The organism is Streptomyces sp. 2A115 (genome assembly GCF_052245575.1).
Classification (GTDB): domain Bacteria; phylum Actinomycetota; class Actinomycetes; order Streptomycetales; family Streptomycetaceae; genus Streptomyces.
Genome location: NZ_JBQQCG010000012.1, coordinates 129,335 through 146,187, shown reverse-complemented (window position 1 = coordinate 146,187; position 16,853 = coordinate 129,335). Strand labels below are relative to the sequence as shown.

Genomic DNA, 16,853 nt, shown 5'->3' with positions numbered 1-16,853 from the left:
GCTACTTCTCCTGCTTCTCGTCGGCGCCGGCTTCGGCGCCGCTGATCTCGTCCTTCTCGCCATCTTCGAGTGAACCGGCGAGTCCCTGCAGTGCCGCCCAACGGATGTCGACGGCGTCATGGTGGTGGCCCGGTTCGTCCGAGAGACGCACTCCGCACTCGGAGCACAGTCCCTCGCAGTCTTCCTGGCACACCGGCTGCATCGGCAGTGCGAGCACCACCGCATCACGCAGCACGGGTTCGAGGTCGAACAAACCGTCCTCGATGAAGAGCCTGTCCTCGTCTTCCTCGGCGTCGTCGGCCGGTTCCGCTTTGACACGGCCCCGGTCGTCGGCGTCAGGGTACGAGAACATCTCCTGGAAGTCCGCTTCGAGCTGCTGCTCAAGCGGCTCCAGACACCTTACGCACTCCCCCTTGGCCGTCGCACGGGCGGTGCCGGTGACGAGCACACCTTCCATGACCGACTCAAGCCGGAGTTCGAGCTCCACCGGGGCGCCTTCCGGCACTCCGATGACTCCCGCCAGACCGAGGTCCTTGGGAGCGCCGATCTCACGGGTCAGGCGCTGCAGCGCGCCAGGACGCCGCCCCAGCTCGTGTGTGTCGAACACGAGAGGATTGCGGTGGTCGAGGCGGGCGTTCAGAGCCATTCCTGCTTTCGATCTTGAAGCTCAAAGGGACGCTGCCCCTGAGTGTCCCCCGGGCAGCGCAGATCGCGGACGTACACGCGACCGAAGAGCCAGGATACTGGACCATTCGCTCTCGGCCCAATCCGGTGTGCGCCCGCGCCCCCGCGCTCCGGCGTACGCCCCCGGCTCAGCGCCCGCCGCGCTCCTGCTCGTACTGCCGCAGCTGCTCCGCGCTGATCATGCTCGTGTCGAAAAGACTCGTCTCGTCCAGAGCGTGCGCCTGCGGCTGCTGTTGCGGCTGGTGCTGTTGCGGCTGGGCATAGCCCTGCTGGTCCTGGCCGGGGTCGTACGCGCCCTGCTCACCGTTCGGGTCGTAGCCGGGCTGCTGCGGGTAGGCGGCGTACGGGTCGGCCTGCTGCTGGTAGCCGTACGGGTCCTGCTGGGCGTACTGCTGCTGGTAGCCGTAGGCGTCGGGCTGCTGTTGATAGGCGTACGCGTCCTGCTGGCCGTACTGGTGCTGGGCCGGGATCGCCGGAGTCTGGGGCTGGGCCGGGGCCGCCGGGGCCTGGGGCTGGGCCGGCTGACCGGCGAGCTCCGTGAGGCCGTCCAGGTACTCGGCGTCGGTGGTGTGCTGCGCGGGCGTCCCGTCGTCCGTGAAGCCGCCCAGATCGCCCAGGTCGTCGCTGGCGATCCTGCCGTGCAGCTTCTGGCGGCCGCGGCCGACGGCGTCCAGCGTCTTGGCGAGGACGGCCTCGAAGGCGCCGAGCTTGACGTCGACGTACTCGTCGGCGTTGCGGCGCAGCGTCTCCGGGTCGTGGCTGCGCTCGGGGGCGTCCTCGTCCTCGTACCCCTGCTCGTCGGTGCCCGGGCCGGTGCCGAGGAGTTTCTCGCGGCCGCGGCCGACGGAGCCGAGGGTCTTGGTGAGGACGACCTCGAAGTTGGCGAGCTTCGAGTCGACGTAGTCGTCGGCCTCCGCGCGGATCTCCTCGGCCTCCTGGCGGGCTTCGGTGAGGATGCGCTCGGCCTCGTTCTGGGAGCGGCGGGCGACCTCGGTGTCGGAGATCAGGCTGCCGCGCTCGGCGTGCGCGGACTCGATGATCCGCTCGGCCTCCAGGCGGGCCTGCTCGACCAGCTGCTCGCGGCCGCCGATCAGCTCCTGGGCCTGGGCGAGGGAGCCGGGCAGCGCCTGGCGCACCTCTTCGAGCAGGGAGAGGAGCTCGGCGCGGTTGACCACGCACGAAGCCGACATGGGCATGGAACGGGCGTTGCCCACCGCCGAGACGATCTCATCGAGCTTCTTCTGCACGTCCACCGTGTGCTCGCCACTCTCTACAGCTGTGATGGAGACGGACGGATCGACTGTACGGCCACTCCTGCCCCGCCCGACACCGGGTGACGCACTGTCAGCTTTCCGGGGGCCGCTCAGTCCTTCTTGAGGCGCTTGCGGAGCGCCTCGAGGACCAGCGGTGGCACCAGGTGGGAGACGTCGCCGCCCCAGGTCGCGACCTCCTTGACGAGCGAGGAGGAGAGGAAGCTGTAGGTGGGATTGGTGGGGACGAAGAGGGTTTCGACGCCCGAGAGGCCGTTGTTCATCTGGGCCATCTGCAGCTCGTAGTCGAAGTCGCTGACGGCACGCAGGCCCTTGACGATGGCGGGGATGTCGCGCTGCTTGCAGAAGTCGACGAGGAGGCCGTGGAAGGACTCCACCTCGACGTTGCCGAACTCGGCGGTGACCTGACGGATCAGGTCGATCCGCTCCTCGATCTCGAACAGGCCCCTCTTGGACTGGTTGATCATCACCGCGACGTGCACGACGTCGTACAGCTTGGAGGCTCGGGCGATGATGTCGAGATGTCCGTTGGTAATCGGGTCGAACGACCCGGGACAGACGGCGCGGCGCAACTGAGGTCCCTCGCTCTCCGGTCCGGTCATCGTGCGTCTTCGCACGTAGAGGCGGCGCGACCGTACCAAAACGTTCCCTCGCCGTAGCGACGGGAGCGCAGTGCCAGGAAGCCTTCGGGCCACCGGAATTCGCCGCCTCTAGTACTGCGCTCAACGGTGACGAGAGCTTCGCCCGTGAGCCACCCCTGGGCGCGGAGTGTGAGCAGAATCTCGCGAAGATCGTCGTCCGTGACGGCGTACGGCGGATCCAGAAAAACCAGGTCGTACGGGGCTTCCGGCGCTCCGGCGCGGATGATCTGCTCCGCTTTGCCCGATCTGACCTCGGCGCCGGGGAGGCCGAGTGCCTTCACGTTCTCCCGGACGGTGCGTGCCGCGCGGGTGTCGGCCTCGACGAGCAGGGTGTGTCCGGCGCCGCGGCTCAGCGCCTCCAGGCCGACGGCACCCGAGCCCGCGTAGAGGTCGAGGACGCGCTCCCCGTCCAGGGGACCGCCGAGCAGGGACTGCCAGGTGGAGAAGAGGCCCTCGCGCGCCCGGTTGGAGGTGGGGCGGGTACCGGTTCCCGGCGGGACGGCCAGGCGGCGCCCACCCGCCTGGCCGGCGATCACGCGGGTCATCTCGGGTCCTTGTTCGAGGGAATGGTCACGTATTCAGTTTGGCAGGTGGGGGTGCTTTGCGTTGTGGGCCGCTGCCGGTTGGTGGGGGCTGGTCGCCCCACGATGGGGGTCCCCCGCTCATGGGCCCCCGCTCGAGCGAAGCCGAGAGTGGGGAGAAGCCGAGAGTTGGGGAGGAGCCGCACATCGACACAGCCCCGCGCCCCTGAAGGGGCGCCTGGTGCTCAGCCCTTTTCCAAGTACTGCTCCCTTTCCTCGTCCAGCAGGGCCTGGAGAGCCGTGCGCAGCCCGGGGAACCGCTCGAGGTCCGGGTCGGCGGCGACGACCGCGGCCGCCTCGTCCCTGGCCTCGGCGATGATCTCTTCGTCCTCCATGACGGCGAGCATCCGCAGTGAGGTGCGGGCACCGGACTGGGCCTGGCCGAGGACGTCGCCCTCGCGGCGCTGTTCGAGATCGATGCGGGACAGCTCGAAGCCGTCGAGGGTGGCCGCCACCGCGTTCAGGCGCTGGCGGGCCGCGCTCGCCTCCGGCATCTCGCTGACCAGGAGGCAGAGGCCCGCGGCGGAGCCTCGGCCGACGCGGCCGCGCAGCTGGTGGAGTTGCGAGACGCCGAACCGGTCGGCGTCCATGATCACCATCGCCGTGGCGTTCGGCACGTTCACACCGACCTCGATGACCGTCGTGGCGACCAGGACATCCGTCTCGCCGGCGGCGAAGCGGCGCATCACGGCGTCTTTGTCGTCGGGAGCCATGCGGCCGTGCAGGACTTCGACCTTGAGGCCCCGCAGGGGGCCGTTCGCCAGTTGGTCGGCGATGTCGAGGACGGCGAGGGGCGGGCGCTTCTCGGCCTCGTCCTCGGGGGACGGCTTCTTCTTGGACTTCTTCGGGTCGTCATCCTCGTCGCCGATGCGGGGGCAGACGACGTACGCCTGATGGCCGTTCGAGACCTCCTCACGCACGCGCTCCCACGCGCGCGAAAGGAAATGGGGCTTGTCGGCGGCCGGTACGACATGGCTGGCGATGGGCAAGCGCCCGGCGGGGAGCTGGTCGAGGACGGACGTCTCCAGGTCGCCGAAGACGGTCATGGCGACCGTACGGGGGATCGGCGTGGCGGTCATCACGAGAAGGTGCGGCGGCTGCTTGCCCTTGCCGCGCAGAGCGTCGCGCTGCTCGACCCCGAACCGGTGCTGCTCGTCCACCACGACAAGCCCAAGGTCGTGGAACTGCACCTTGTCCTCGATCAGCGCATGCGTCCCGATGACGATCCCCGCCTCGCCCGTGACCAGGTCGAGCAGCGCCTGGCGCCGGCCGGCCGCGCCCATGGAGCCGGTGAGCAGTACGACCTTGGTGGAGTGCTCGGCCCCGCCGAGCATGCCGCCCTCGGCCAGCTCCCCCATCATCTCCGTGATCGACCGGTGGTGCTGCTGGGCGAGGACCTCGGTGGGCGCGAGCATGGCGGCCTGCCCACCGGCGTCGACCACGGCGAGCATGGCGCGCAGCGCGACCATCGTGTTGTGCGTCACGGTGAAGTTGTCGGTGACGTAGGCACGGCTCGGATGAGCGACGCGGATGCACTGGACCGGTTTGCGGCCCACGTACTCCACTGCCCGAATGCCTCGTCGGAACGTGTTGTATTTCGGCCGGGGGCGCACACGATCGGCCTTGCGGGACAGCCTGAAGGGCGCGTACTCGTCGGGGAGCGCCACCGACACGTTGAACGCGGCCCTCCTGGGCAGCACCCTCGCCCGGCCGCCCAACGAGCGCACCAGCCATGCGACATCGTCTGCGAGCCTGCGTGAAGCGGGGCAGAGAGAGACACCCATCCCGTCCGCGTGCACTGTGCCATCGGTGTCCAGAAGTCCCTGCAGGAGAGCGAGGCGATTCTTGATCGACGTGTTCTTGAAGTCCTCCGGAATGAACGTGCTGTGGGACGTCATGCCCCACAGATCCAGGCTGCGCAGGGCCTGGATGACAGGATTGCGCTCACCGCCGGAGCGCTGCTTCAACTGGATGGTGTAGTCACACCGGGAGCCCTTCACCGGAACCAGTCGGCAATCCGGTGCAACGGCACTTGCCGCGGCGTCGCGGATCTCGTCATCGATCGTGGACAGGCGCAGATCGTGCCGGAACGAACCGTCGCCCAGCAGCAACCCGAAGAGATAGGGATCGAGCGGCAACTCGACATCCTGTCCCAGGTCGACCGGAGTTGCGGCAGGGAGATACCACTTCGACGACCCGTTCGCCTTGAACGTGTCGAGACGGATCTCCCGAGCGGTCATCACCTTGGGTACCTGGCCACGATGCCAGCCACGGCTCGTACCCACGATCCAGAGATGCTCGTCGTCGCACTCCACGGAACTGCCGTCGGAGAGCACCAAGCGCCAGACGTCGCGCTCTCCCTGAGGGAAGACCCCGTCGATCAGGGCGATCTCTCCGTTGGGCACGACAACCTCGTCGCCCTCCTGCAGGGCTCCCATCCGCCGGAAACCCATAGGCGTCAGCACCAGAGAGTCAAGGGGCTGAGCCTTCCCGGAACCCACCTCTCCCTGAAGCAGCCGGTGCATCGGATGCTCCGTGGCCAGGTCGTCGAAGATCTCCTTGGAGACCTTCTGCTGGCCCTCCGTGAGCGTGAACGGGAGCTTGGCGTCGAAGGCGGTGAGGAGGCCGTCGGGGGCCGGTTCGCGGGGGACGGCCGGGAGCTGGGCATCCGCGTGGCGGCGCCGGGCCAGGGCGACCTGGAGGACGAAGGCCTCGTCCCACTTGAGGCGGGAGCGGGCGTCCTCGATGTCCGCCTTGGTGTGCGGGCGGTGGATCTTCAGCAGGGCCTCGGGGAGGGAGACCAGGCCGCGGCCGGCCCGGAGGGCGTCCGGCAGCGGGTCGACGGCCTCCTGGGCGCTCGGCAGCACCGTCTGGATCGCCTTGGCGATCTTCCAGGACTCCAGCTTGGCGGTGGCGGGGTAGAGCGGGATGAGGGCTCCCGCCCAGGTGTCGATGGTCTCCTCGGCGCTCTCCTCGGTGTCGCCGCGCAGCAGTTCGTACGCCGGATGGGCCAGTTGGAGGCGGTGGTTGAAGACGGAGACCTTGCCCGCGAACAGCGCGCGCGTGCCGGGCAGGAGCTCCTTGTGGGGCTTGTGTACGCCGTTGCCGAAGAAGACCAGCTTGAGGTGGCCGCTGCCGTCCGTGATGGTCACTTCGAGGCGCTGGCCCTTGCCGCGGGGGGCCTTGGACGAGGCGAAGGTGAGCAGGCGGGCGTCGGCGACCTGGGCGACCACCGTGACGTGCTCGTCCATGGGCAGGTCGGCGAGGTGGGTGAGCTGCCCGCGCTCCTCGTACCTGCGGGGATAGTGGTGCAGCAGGTCGCCGACGGTGTGCAGGCCTAGGTGCTCGGCCATCACCTTCGCGGTGGCGGGTCCGAGTACCTTCTTCAGTGGTTCTTCGAGCACGGGCACGAGATCCATTGCACACCACGCCACTGACAATGCCGTATACGTCCGGGAAATCCGCTGGTCAGGCGGTTCGTTTCGGGCTTAGGATGTCGCGCTCCGGCCTTGTTCGCGGTCACCCTCTCGCGGGACCGCCCGACCCCGCGCCGTCGCGAGTCCCCCCACCGGCGCTGCGACGATGGACTCCCAGACCTCACAGTCATCACAGGCATCCCAGTCACCCCATACGTTCCAGGTCGACCTGCGCGGTCTCGTGGACCTGCTCTCCCACCATCTCTACTCCAGCCCGAAGGTCTATCTGCGCGAACTGCTGCAGAACGCCGTGGACGCGATCACCGCCCGCCGTGCCGAGCAGCCCGACGCGCCCGCCCTGGTCCGGCTGTTCACGGAGGGCGGCACCCTGCGTGTGGAGGACTCCGGGATCGGGCTCACCGAGACGGACGTGCACAGCCTCCTGGCGACCATCGGCCGCAGCTCCAAGCGCGCCGAGGGTCTGGAGTCGGCGCGTTCGGACTTCCTCGGGCAGTTCGGCATCGGGTTGCTGGCGTGTTTCGTGGTCGCCGAGCGCATCCGGGTCGTCAGCCGCAGCGCGCGTACGCCCGACGCCCCGCCCGTGGAGTGGACGGCGACGGACGACGGCTCGTACACCGTGCGGACGCTCCCTCATGAGGCCCGTACCGAGCCGGGCACGACCGTGCACCTGGTGGCCCGCCCGGGCGCCGCCGACTGGCTGGCCGAGGAGCGTGTGCTGTCGCTGGCCCGGGATTTCGGATCGCTGCTGCCGTACGACGTACGGGTGGGCGACGAGACGGTCACGGACCTTCCGGCGCCCTGGGACCGCTCGTACCCGAGTCCCGCCACCCGAAGGGTGGCCCTGGCGCGGCACTGCCACGACCTGTTCGGCTTCACGCCGCTGGACTCGATCGAGCTGGACGTGCCGATCGCCGGGATCCGCGGGATGGCGTACGTGCTGCCGTCCGCCGTCAGCCCCGCTCAGCGCGCCGGACATCGCGTGCACCTGAAGGGCATGCTGCTCACCGAGCGGGCCGAACAGCTGCTGCCCGACTGGGCGTTCTTCGTGCGCTGCGTCCTCGACACGGACAGTCTGCGGCCCACCGCGTCGCGGGAGTCGCTGTACGAGGACGAGACCCTGGCGGGCGTACGGGACGCCCTGGGCGAGCGGATCCGGGCCTGGCTGACCGGACTCGCGGCCGGCGATCCGGAACGGCTGGCCGCCTTCCTCTCGGTGCACCACCTGGGCGTGAAGTCCCTGGCCCGGCACGACAGCGAGATGCTGCGCACGATGCTGCCGTGGCTGCCCTTCGAGACGACCGACGGTCAGCTGTCCCTGGAGGAGTTCGCCCAGCGGCACCCGGTGGTGCACTTCACGCGGACCGTGGAGGAGTACCGGCAGGTCGCGCCGATCGCGTCCGCGCAGGGCGTGGGGGTCATCAACGGCGGTTACACGTACGACAGCGAGCTGGTCGAGGCGCTGCCCTCGGTGCGGCCGGGGACGGTCGTGGCGGAGCTGGACGCCGACACCGTGACGGCACATCTGGACGCCGTCGACCCGGCCGAGGAGCTGGCCCTGTCGGCCTTCCTGGGGGCCGCGCGGGCGAAACTCGACCCCCTGGGATGCGATGTCGTCCTGCGCGCCTTCCATCCCCTCTCCGTGCCCGCGCTGCACCTTGACGACCGGTCCGCACGCCACGAGCAGGCGCGCGCGGACGCCGAGGAGCAGGCCGACGACCTGTGGGCGGGGATCCTCGGCTCGCTGCGCGGCAGCGCCCCCCGCGCGCGGCTGGTGCTCAACCACCTCAACCCGCTGATCCGGAGGATCAGTTCACTCGACGACCGGGAGCTGATCGGGACGGCCACGGAGTCCCTGTACGGGCAGGCCCTGCTGATGGCGCAACGGCCACTGCGCCCCGCGGACTCGGCGCTCCTGAACCGCGCGTTCATCGGCCTTCTGGAGTGGGCCACCCACAGCAACTCACCGGAGGAGGGCCACCGATGAGCCAGTCCATGGACAGGGACAGGGACAGGGACAGGGACTTCGAGACGCTGCGCCGGGCGATGCAGGAGAACTACGAGCAGCCGGAGGGCCCCGCCCGCAACGCGCGCGCGGAGCACCTGCTTTCGGAGGCCGAGAAGCTGAACATCCCGCTCGCCGTGATCGAGGCGCTCGGCCACCAGCTGAAGGTCTACAACTACAGCTCGGAGAAGGACAAGATGTTCGTCCCCTTCGCGCGCCTGCTGCGCATGTGGGACGAACGGCCCGAGGACTTCGACGAGTACGAGACCCATTCCCTGCACTGGGTCTTCAAGTGGGTGTCCTCGGGCATGCTGGGCCAGCCGCACATCCCGCTCGCCTCCATAGAGAAGTGGCTCGGCGAGATGGAGCACCGCTACCGGCTCGCCGGGCACTCCGAACGGGCCGTGCGCAGCGCCGAGTTCAGCGTGGCCCGGCACATCGGTGACCTGGAGCGGGCCGAGCGGGCGTACGCCGCGTGGCTCGGCGCGGACCGGGACCGCATGGCCGACTGCCACGCCTGCGAACTGCACGACCAGGGCGCGTGGCAGGCCGAGGGGCGCGCGGACGCCGAGGCGCTGGAGCTGTGGCGGCCCGTCCTGGCGGGCGAGTACACGTGCGCCCACGAGCCGCACGCGGTCCTGGCGTCCTCCCTGCTGCCCCTGCTGCGCCTGGGCCGCCTGGACGAGGCCCGGGCCCACCATCTGCGCGGCTTCCGGCTCGTACGGCCCATGGAGAGCATGCGCGGGGCGTACGCGGACCACGTGGAGTTCTGCGCGCTCACCGGCAACGAGGCGCGCGCCCTGGAGCTGCTGGCCGAGCGTCCCGCGTACTTCACGGACTCCGGGGAGCCGCGCAGCCGGATGAACTTCCTCGCTGTGGTCGCCCTGCTGATGGACCGGCTGACCTCGCTCGGGCTCGGCTCGGGGACCGTGCCCAGACCGGCCGACCGCACCTGGACCGCGGGCGAACTCGCCGCCCACGCGCGCGTGGAGGCCCTTTCGCTGGCCGCGCGCTTCGACGAGCGCAACGGCACGGCGTACGTGAGTGGCCGCGTCCGGGAGCGCATGGACCAGCTGCCCCTGGTGGAGCGGCTGCCGTTGGGCGTACGGGCCGCACGGACCGTGACCGCACCGTTGAAGCCCGCGCCCATACCGAGGGCCACCGCGGCCGACGCCTCCGCCACCGAGCCGGACCTGACCGCGCTGCTCGCCGAGGCCCGCCGGCTCTCGGACTCCCTGCACCCGGAGTCCGTCGCGGCGTGGGCCGCGGTCTCTCAGGCGGTCGGGGACGAGGCCGGGAAGCTGGACATCCGCGACCGCGCGGAGATGACCGATCACGAGGCGATGGGCCACGGCCCGGAGGGCGTGGAGCTCTTCGCGCGCGCCGCCGAGCTGTACGTGGCGGCGGGCGACCCGGGCGAGGCCCTGGCGGCACGCGCGCGTGGAGCCTTCGTACTGGCTCTCTCGGGGCGGACCGGCGAGGCGCTGGCCGCGGTCGCGGAGCCGTACGAGCAGGTGCTCGCCCTCTTCGCCGAAGGCGGTACCGGGGTCCGGCAGGCGGCTTCCGTGCTGGTGGGGCGGGCTCGGATTCTGTTGCAGCGGGTGCACGAGGCGGCGGAGGGGGGCGAGGCCGGAACCGGCTCCGAGGCCCTCGCCGCCGCGGAGAGCGCCGCTCGGGAGCTGCTGGCACTCACCGAGCCGCACACCGGGGACGGGGACCTCCTGGTCGCCTCACGGGCCGCGGAGGCGCAGGCCATGCTCGGGGAGCTCGCCGCGCACGCCGGGGACGCGGAGACGGCCGCGGAGCTGCTCACGCGGGCTTCTGAGGCGTTCGTCGCGGCCGGACTGCCGTGGTTCGCGGTGGAGTACGAGGCCCGGCTCACCGGTATCGTGCGGCTGGGCGACGCCGAGGCCGCGGAGCGGGCGGCCCGGGCCGCGCTGGAGCACGGGACGCCGTTCATGGAGGCGACCGGCCGGGCGCAGCTGCATCTTCAGCTGGCCGAAATACTCGGCGCCACCGGGCAGTTCGGGCCTGCCGCGGATCATGCCCTGGAGGCGTCACACTGGGCCGACGAAGGCGGCGAAGGGCCCACACTTGGCGCCTGGGCACGACATCAGCTCGGCGGCTTCCTGCTGCGCCAGGGGCGCTGGGCCGAGGCCGCGGAGGTCCTGGAGTCGGCGCTGCCGGAACTGAGCGCGGAGACGCACGGCGACGGTGCGCTCGTGCAGACCCACTGGTGGCTCGGTGACTGTCACACCGAGCTCGGGGAGCACCGCGAGGCCGCCGAAAGCTGGCTCCGAGCCGCCGAGATCGCCCGGCACTGGCCCGACCAGCGCGACCACGCGATGCTCGCCCATCTCGCAGCGGAGGCCCTCGGCCACGCGGAGCTGCTCCCCCAGGCGGAGCAGGCCTACGAACGCGCCGGTGACCTGTGGCGGTCCCTCGGCAACGTCCACGGGCTGATCCGCTCTCTGCGGGCCCGCGCCTGGCTCGCGGTGCGCGAGGACGGCGCGGGGCTCGACGCGGCACGAGAGTTGATGACGGCGGCGCTCGGGGAGTGCGAGACCGCGGCACCGGAGGACGACGACGAGCGGGAACAGCTCGTCGCCGAACTCGGCCAGACGCATCGGCAGTTCGGTGATCTGATCGCCCGCTCCGTGGTTGACGACGCCGACGACGACGCGATCCACGCCGTCTTCGAGGAGGCCCTCGCCCAGGTCGTACAGGCTGCCACGGTCTTCGCGTCCCTCGGCCCGAACCACCTCCACGGCCGTGCGAGTGCCGAGCTGGCCGCCGGTTGGCTGGCGGCCGACCTGGAACGCCACGAAGCGGCCGCGGCACACGCGCGCGTGGTGCTCGGTGCGTACTCCGGGGCGGACGACGCCGACGAGACGGCGGCGGCCCGGCGGGCGGAGGCGGAGAGGCTGCTGCGGGTCACCGGAGCTGAGGACCGGGAGTCGAAGGACCAGGAGTCGAAGGACTAGGAAGCGGCACGCGGAGCGGGAGGCGTCCCGCCCCGCGCCCGCCCCCTGCCCGCGGGACGCGGGACGCGTCTACTCCACGCCGATCAGCAGCAGGGCTCCCTGGCGTCCGCCTTGGTACACCACCGTGTCCACGGCCATGTACGACTCCCTGACCCGGGACTCCAGGTGTCCGGCGATCGTGTCGGGGGCGTCGTCGCCCAGCACCAGGGTCACCATCTCGCCGCCCGCCGCGAGCATGCGGTTCAGGACGGTCTCGGCCGTTGCCGTGATGTCGGAGCCGATCACGGCCACGTCGCCGTCGATGAGGCCGAGGATGTCACCGGCCTGGCAGATGCCGGCCATGGTCCACGACTGGCGTTCCGCGACGGCGAGTTCGGCGTACCGGGTGGCCCCGGCGGCCGAGGTCATCGCGACGACGTCCTCGTCGAAACGCCGCTCGGGCTCATGCACGGCGAGCGCGGCGATCCCCTGGACCGCGGAGCGCGTGGGGATCAGGGCGACCCTGACGCCCTCGGTGCGGGCCTGCTCGGCCGCGGCGGCCGCGGTGTGGCGCAGTTCGGCGTCGTTGGGCAACAGCACCACCTCGCGCGCGTGCGCCCGCCGAACCGCCTCGACGAGCTCCCCGCTCGCGGGCGGCTCCCCTGGACGCGCGAGGACGATGGTCGCCCCGGCGCCGGCGTACAGGCCCGCCAGCCCCTCTCCGGGGACGACGGCCACGACCGCGCGCGCTGCCCGCTCCCGGACCGGCCGCCCGGCGGCGCCCGCCGTGTGCGCGTCGCCGAGCCCGAAGTGCGTGATCCGGATCCGGTACGGCCGACCGGCCTCGACGCCCGCCTCCACGGCGGCGCCGGCGTCGTCGACGTGCACGTGGACGTTCCACAGCCCGTCCCCGCCGACCACGACGAGCGAGTCGCCGAGCGAGTCGAGCCGCTCCCGCAGGCGCACCACGGCCGCGTCCTCCGCCTCCAGGAGGTAGATCACCTCGAACGCGGGCCCGCCCTCTTCCAGAGCCGGGGCGCCGTCGACGCACTCCCCCGCGTCGCTCATGTCTCCGACGGACTCCGGCACACCGGCCTGCACGCGCGCGTGCGGTGCCTGCGTGTCCGGGCCCGCCCCCACGCGCGCGTGCCCCACAAGAACCGGCACCGCCCCGGCGGCCGGCGCCTCGCCCGTGAACGTCTCCACCAGCGCCGCCAGCACGGCCACGAGCCCGCGTCCGCCCGCGTCGACCACTCCGGCCCGCTTCAGGACCGCCAGCTGCCCCGGAGTCGCCGCGAGCGCCGCCCGCGCTCCCTCGTAGGCCGCCCGGGCGACCGCGCCGCAGTCGCCCTCGGCGCCGGAGGCCGCGTCGGCGGCGGCCGAGGCGACCGTGAGGACCGTGCCCTCGACCGGATGCGCGACGGCCTGCCGGGCCGCGTCGGCCGCATGCCGGAGGGCGAGCCGCAGAGCCGGTCCGTCGGCATGAATGGCGTCACTCTTGGCGGCTAGTACCTGGGCCATGCCACGGAGGAGCTGCGCCAGGATCGTCCCGGAGTTCCCCCGGGCGCCTATGAGCGCGCCGTGCGCCATCGCGCGCATCGTGTCAGCGAGAGCCGGCCGCTGGGCCACCTGCCCACCAGAAGCCCCCTGTCCGGCGGAGTCCTCCTGCCCGCCCGAGGCCTCCTGCTCGCCGGAAACGGCGGCATGCGCCGCGAAGACCGCCTCGACGGCCGCGGCCGCCGACTCCACCGTCAGGTACAGGTTGGTGCCGGTGTCCCCGTCCGCCACGGGATAGACGTTGATCGCGTCGATCTCCTCGCGCGCGCGACCGAGGGCCTCCAGCGCGAGTCCGCACCAGGCGCGCACCACGAGAGCGTCCAATGTGTGCGGCACCTGCGGCACCTGCGCCTCCTTGAGCAGCCGGAACGTGGGACGCAGCGTAGACCCAGGTCAGGTTCCCGCCGGAAGAGGGCCGGGCGGGAGCCCTGGCCGACCATGGTAGTTTCGTTGTACGGACGCAGTCGTTGTATGCTGCTCCGGTTGCCCGATCCGATCGGGCCTTCTCCCTGGCACCGCCACTCAGATCCTAGATCTTGATCCCGGCATGCCGGGATCCACCGTAAGAGCATCTGAAGTCTTTGGAGTGACCCGTGGCTGCCAACTGCGACGTCTGTGGCAAGGGGCCGAGCTTCGGCAACAACATCTCGCACTCTCACCGCCGTACGTCCCGTCGCTGGAACCCGAACATCCAGCGCGTCCGTACCGTGATGGGCGGGACGCCGAAGCGCGTGAACGCTTGCACCTCGTGCATCAAGGCCGGCAAGGTCTCGCGCTGACGCTCTGCTAGCGCGCGGCCACTGCTGGTTCGCTGCTCAAAGCCGGTCCACCTCGGTGGACCGGCTTTTTGCTGTGCTCGGGTGCGGCCGAGCGCGTAAGCGTTTACGCAATCGCTTACGCGTCACCCGCCCCGAAGCGCCACCCGTGATCCACCGGACCGATCCCGTCCCCGAGCGCGAAGCCGGCCTCGATCGCCCCGGTGACGTACTCCTTCGCCGCCACGACCGCCCCCGGCACCGCCTCCCCCTTCGCGAGCTCCGCGGCGATCGCGCTGGCGAGGGTGCACCCCGTGCCGTGGGTGTGCCGGTTGTCGAGCCGGACCGCGCGCAGCCAGAGCTCGTCGGAGCCGTCGGTGAGGAAGTCAACGGCGTCACCGCTGAGATGACCGCCCTTGATCAGCACCCACCTCGGGCCGTACGCCAGCATGGCCGCCGCCGCGCGCCGCATCCCGTCCTCCGACTCGACGCGCACCCCCGTGAGCTGGACGACCTCGTCCAGGTTCGGGGTGGCCACCGTCGCGACGGGCAGCAGTTTCGTCCGTACGGAATCCAGCGCGGACGCGGCCAGCAGCGAGTCGCCGTGCTTGGAGACGCCGACCGGGTCGACGACAGCGGGCGCGTCCGTGGCGCCGATCAACTCGGCGACGGTCTCGACGAGTTCGGCGGAGGCGAGCATGCCGGTTTTGACCGCGTCCACACCGATGTCGTCGACCACGCTGCGGTACTGGGCGCGCACCGCCTCCACCGGAAGTTCCCAAGCGCCTTGTACGCCCAGGGAGTTCTGCGCGGTGACGGCCGTGATCACGCTCATGCCGTGCACGCCGAGCGCGAGCATCGTCTTCAGGTCGGCCTGGATCCCGGCCCCGCCACCGGAGTCGGAGCCCGCGACCGTCAGCACACGAGGCGGAGCACTCCTCGCGCTCCCGACGCTCCCCGCGCCCCTGGCACTCATGACTCGATGTCCGCGAAGTGGTCCCAGCCGCCCTTGCTGGTCCACGGCGCCCCGTCGACCGTGACCTGCGGCAGCGCCGACGGGTTGAGGACCTCGCCGATCACCTTCCAGCGGGCGGGCAGCTTCACGTCCGGCGGGAAGGTCGCGACGATCGCGTGGTCCTCGCCGCCGGTGAGCACCCACTGGATCGGGTCGACGCCGACGGCCTGTCCGATGTCGTTCATCTGCGACGGGATGTCGACGGCGCCGGAGCGGATGTCGATGCGCACCTTGCTGGCCTCGGCGATGTGCCCGAGGTCGGCGATCAGCCCGTCGCTGACGTCTGTCATCGAGGTCGCGCCGAGCCCGGCGGCCGCGGGGCCCGCGTGGTACGGCGGTTCCGGGCGCCGGTGGGCCTCGACGAAGGCACGCGGCGAGCGGAAGCCGCGGGAGAGCACGGCGTGCCCGGCCGCGGACCAGCCCAGCCAGCCCGTCACGGCGACGACATCGCCGGGCTGGGCGCCGGACCGGACCACCGGCTCGTGGTTGCGGAGATCGCCGAGTGCGGTGATCGCCACGGTGATCGTGTCGCCGCGTACGACATCGCCGCCGACCACGGCCGCGCCCGCGACCTGGCATTCGTCCCGCAGGCCGTCCATCAGCTCCGACGGCCAGGTGGCGGGGAGTTCGGCCGGCACGACCAGGCCGAGCAGCAGCGCGGTCGGTACGGCGCCCATGGCCGCGATGTCCGCGAGGTTCTGCGCGGCCGCCTTGCGCCCGACGTCGTACGCCGTGGACCAGTCCCGCCGGAAGTGCCGCCCCTCCAGGAGGATGTCGGTGCTCGCCACGACCCTGCGGTCGGGGGCGGCCACCACGGCGGCGTCGTCGCCCGGCCCGACGCGTACCGCCGGGGTGGTGGTGAGCCGCGAGGTGAGCTCCTTGATGAGCCCGAACTCTCCCAACTCTCCCACGGTGCCCTTCATCGTCGTACGTCCCCTTCTGTTACTGCTTCTGCCCAGTCGCGAGCCGTCTCCGACCTGGGTACCGTCGAGTTGACCGTCAACTTGCGCGGTCCGTGCACCCCGGCACGCAAGCCCCAGTCCCCGCGGGTCTCCCCGCGGCGAGCAGCGACGCGATACCGTGGCGTTCCTTTTCCCCACATGATCCTCGTGGCCGCCCTGGAGGTTCCGTGGTACAGGCGTACATCCTGATCCAGACGGAGGTCGGCAAAGCGTCGACCGTCGCCGAAACGATCAGCAAGATTCAAGGGGTGATCCAGGCCGAGGATGTGACAGGACCGTACGACGTGATCGTGCGGGCCCAAGCCGACACGGTCGACGAGCTCGGCCGCATGGTGGTCGCCAAGGTCCAGCAAGTGGACGGCATCACGCGTACCCTGACCTGCCCGGTCGTGCACCTGTAGCCCCCGTCTACCCTAGGCCGGTGGACTTCTCCCGTCACCGGCGCACCTCTTACTTCGGGCTGCCCGCCCTCGCCCTGCTGATCGTGGCCGCGGGCTGCTCCTCAGCAGACGACAACACCTCGACCGTGGTTCCCAGCCCGGACGGGAAGGTCACCGAGCTGTGCCGGAACCTGGACAAGTCACTGCCGCGGAAGGTGGATGGTCTCGACCGGGAGGATCCCGAGCCCCGGTCCGCGTTGACCGCGGGCTGGGGAAGCCCGGCGATCATACTGCGCTGCGGTGTCGAGCGGCCGCCGAAGATGGTCGATCCGAAGGTGGCCGAGGGCCGTGACCCGAACGCTGTCGCCGGCGGTGTGAACGGCGTCGACTGGCTGATGGAGGAGCGGGACGACGGGGCATACCGCTTCACCAGTGCGTCGCGCGTCGCGTACGTCGAGGTGACCGTACGCAAAGGGTCGGACACGTCCGCCGTTCTGATCGACCTGGCCGCGGCCATCAAGAAGGCGATCCCCGAGGGGATCGCCAACTGAGAAGACCGGTTGTTCGTTGACTGCGGGTCGTTTGTGGCTGGTCGCGCAGTTCCC

At 71.0% G+C, this 16,853-nt stretch carries 13 protein-coding genes; 5 read left to right on the top strand and 8 right to left on the bottom strand.

The window, feature by feature from the left end; genetic code table 11:
* Nucleotide 1: 1 nt before the first annotated feature.
* The 5 genes from ACTWQR_RS13740 to ACTWQR_RS13720 all read right to left on the bottom strand — a co-directional run bounded on the left by ACTWQR_RS13740 (nt 2) and on the right by ACTWQR_RS13720 (nt 6,596).
* Nucleotides 2-646 (bottom strand): YceD family protein, encoded by a 645-nt coding sequence (locus tag ACTWQR_RS13740; protein ID WP_443227295.1) that lies wholly within the window; start codon nt 644-646, stop codon nt 2-4.
* A gap of 166 nt (nt 647-812) precedes the next feature.
* Nucleotides 813-1,937, bottom strand: coding sequence for an ATP synthase F0 subunit B (locus ACTWQR_RS13735; RefSeq protein WP_443227294.1), 1,125 nt, complete (start codon nt 1,935-1,937; stop codon nt 813-815).
* A gap of 110 nt (nt 1,938-2,047) precedes the next feature.
* A complete protein-coding gene (coaD, locus tag ACTWQR_RS13730; RefSeq protein WP_443227331.1) occupies nt 2,048-2,527 on the bottom strand; it encodes a pantetheine-phosphate adenylyltransferase in 480 nt (159 codons plus the stop codon).
* A gap of 26 nt (nt 2,528-2,553) precedes the next feature.
* On the bottom strand, nt 2,554-3,141 hold the full coding sequence (gene rsmD / locus ACTWQR_RS13725; protein WP_443227293.1) for a 16S rRNA (guanine(966)-N(2))-methyltransferase RsmD: 588 nt from the start codon (nt 3,139-3,141) through the stop codon (nt 2,554-2,556).
* A gap of 221 nt (nt 3,142-3,362) precedes the next feature.
* Entirely contained in the window at nt 3,363-6,596 is a 3,234-nt protein-coding gene (locus ACTWQR_RS13720) for a helicase-related protein (RefSeq protein WP_443227292.1), read from the bottom strand.
* Between the two features lie 163 nt (nt 6,597-6,759).
* Between ACTWQR_RS13720 and ACTWQR_RS13715 the strand changes: the two genes are divergently transcribed.
* Nucleotides 6,760-8,598, top strand: coding sequence for an HSP90 family protein (locus tag ACTWQR_RS13715; RefSeq protein ID WP_443227291.1), 1,839 nt, complete (start codon nt 6,760-6,762; stop codon nt 8,596-8,598).
* Nucleotides 8,595-11,600 carry a tetratricopeptide repeat protein gene (locus tag ACTWQR_RS13710; protein WP_443227290.1) on the top strand — a complete coding sequence of 1,002 codons (3,006 nt, stop codon included), beginning with the start codon at nt 8,595-8,597 and terminating at the stop codon, nt 11,598-11,600. Before ACTWQR_RS13715 ends, ACTWQR_RS13710 begins: the two co-directional genes overlap by 4 nt.
* 69 nt (nt 11,601-11,669) lie before the next feature.
* On the opposite strand, the gene ACTWQR_RS13705 is transcribed toward ACTWQR_RS13710, so the two are convergent.
* Entirely contained in the window at nt 11,670-13,481 is a 1,812-nt protein-coding gene (locus tag ACTWQR_RS13705) for a DAK2 domain-containing protein (RefSeq protein ID WP_443227289.1), read from the bottom strand.
* Nucleotides 13,482-13,729: 248 nt separating this feature from the next.
* Between ACTWQR_RS13705 and rpmB the strand changes: the two genes are divergently transcribed.
* Nucleotides 13,730-13,915, top strand: coding sequence for a 50S ribosomal protein L28 (gene rpmB / locus ACTWQR_RS13700; protein WP_079164833.1), 186 nt, complete (start codon nt 13,730-13,732; stop codon nt 13,913-13,915).
* A 115-nt stretch (nt 13,916-14,030) separates the two neighbouring features.
* Here rpmB and thiD read toward each other — a convergent pair whose 3' ends face one another.
* Both thiD and ACTWQR_RS13690 read right to left on the bottom strand, forming a co-directional pair.
* Nucleotides 14,031-14,867 carry a bifunctional hydroxymethylpyrimidine kinase/phosphomethylpyrimidine kinase gene (gene thiD, locus ACTWQR_RS13695; protein ID WP_443227288.1) on the bottom strand — a complete coding sequence of 279 codons (837 nt, stop codon included), beginning with the start codon at nt 14,865-14,867 and terminating at the stop codon, nt 14,031-14,033.
* Nucleotides 14,864-15,829, bottom strand: a complete 966-nt coding sequence (locus ACTWQR_RS13690) for a thiamine-phosphate kinase (RefSeq protein ID WP_443227287.1) — start codon at nt 15,827-15,829, stop codon at nt 14,864-14,866. Before ACTWQR_RS13690 ends, thiD begins: the two co-directional genes overlap by 4 nt.
* A gap of 206 nt (nt 15,830-16,035) precedes the next feature.
* Here ACTWQR_RS13690 and ACTWQR_RS13685 point away from each other — a divergent pair, with 206 nt between their 5' ends.
* Together ACTWQR_RS13685 and ACTWQR_RS13680 are read left to right on the top strand one after the other, a co-directional pair.
* Nucleotides 16,036-16,269, top strand: a complete 234-nt coding sequence (locus ACTWQR_RS13685; RefSeq protein WP_443227286.1) for an Lrp/AsnC ligand binding domain-containing protein — start codon at nt 16,036-16,038, stop codon at nt 16,267-16,269.
* A 20-nt stretch (nt 16,270-16,289) separates the two neighbouring features.
* Nucleotides 16,290-16,799 (top strand): DUF3515 domain-containing protein, encoded by a 510-nt coding sequence (locus ACTWQR_RS13680; protein ID WP_443227285.1) that lies wholly within the window; start codon nt 16,290-16,292, stop codon nt 16,797-16,799.
* Nucleotides 16,800-16,853: the final 54 nt, after the last annotated feature.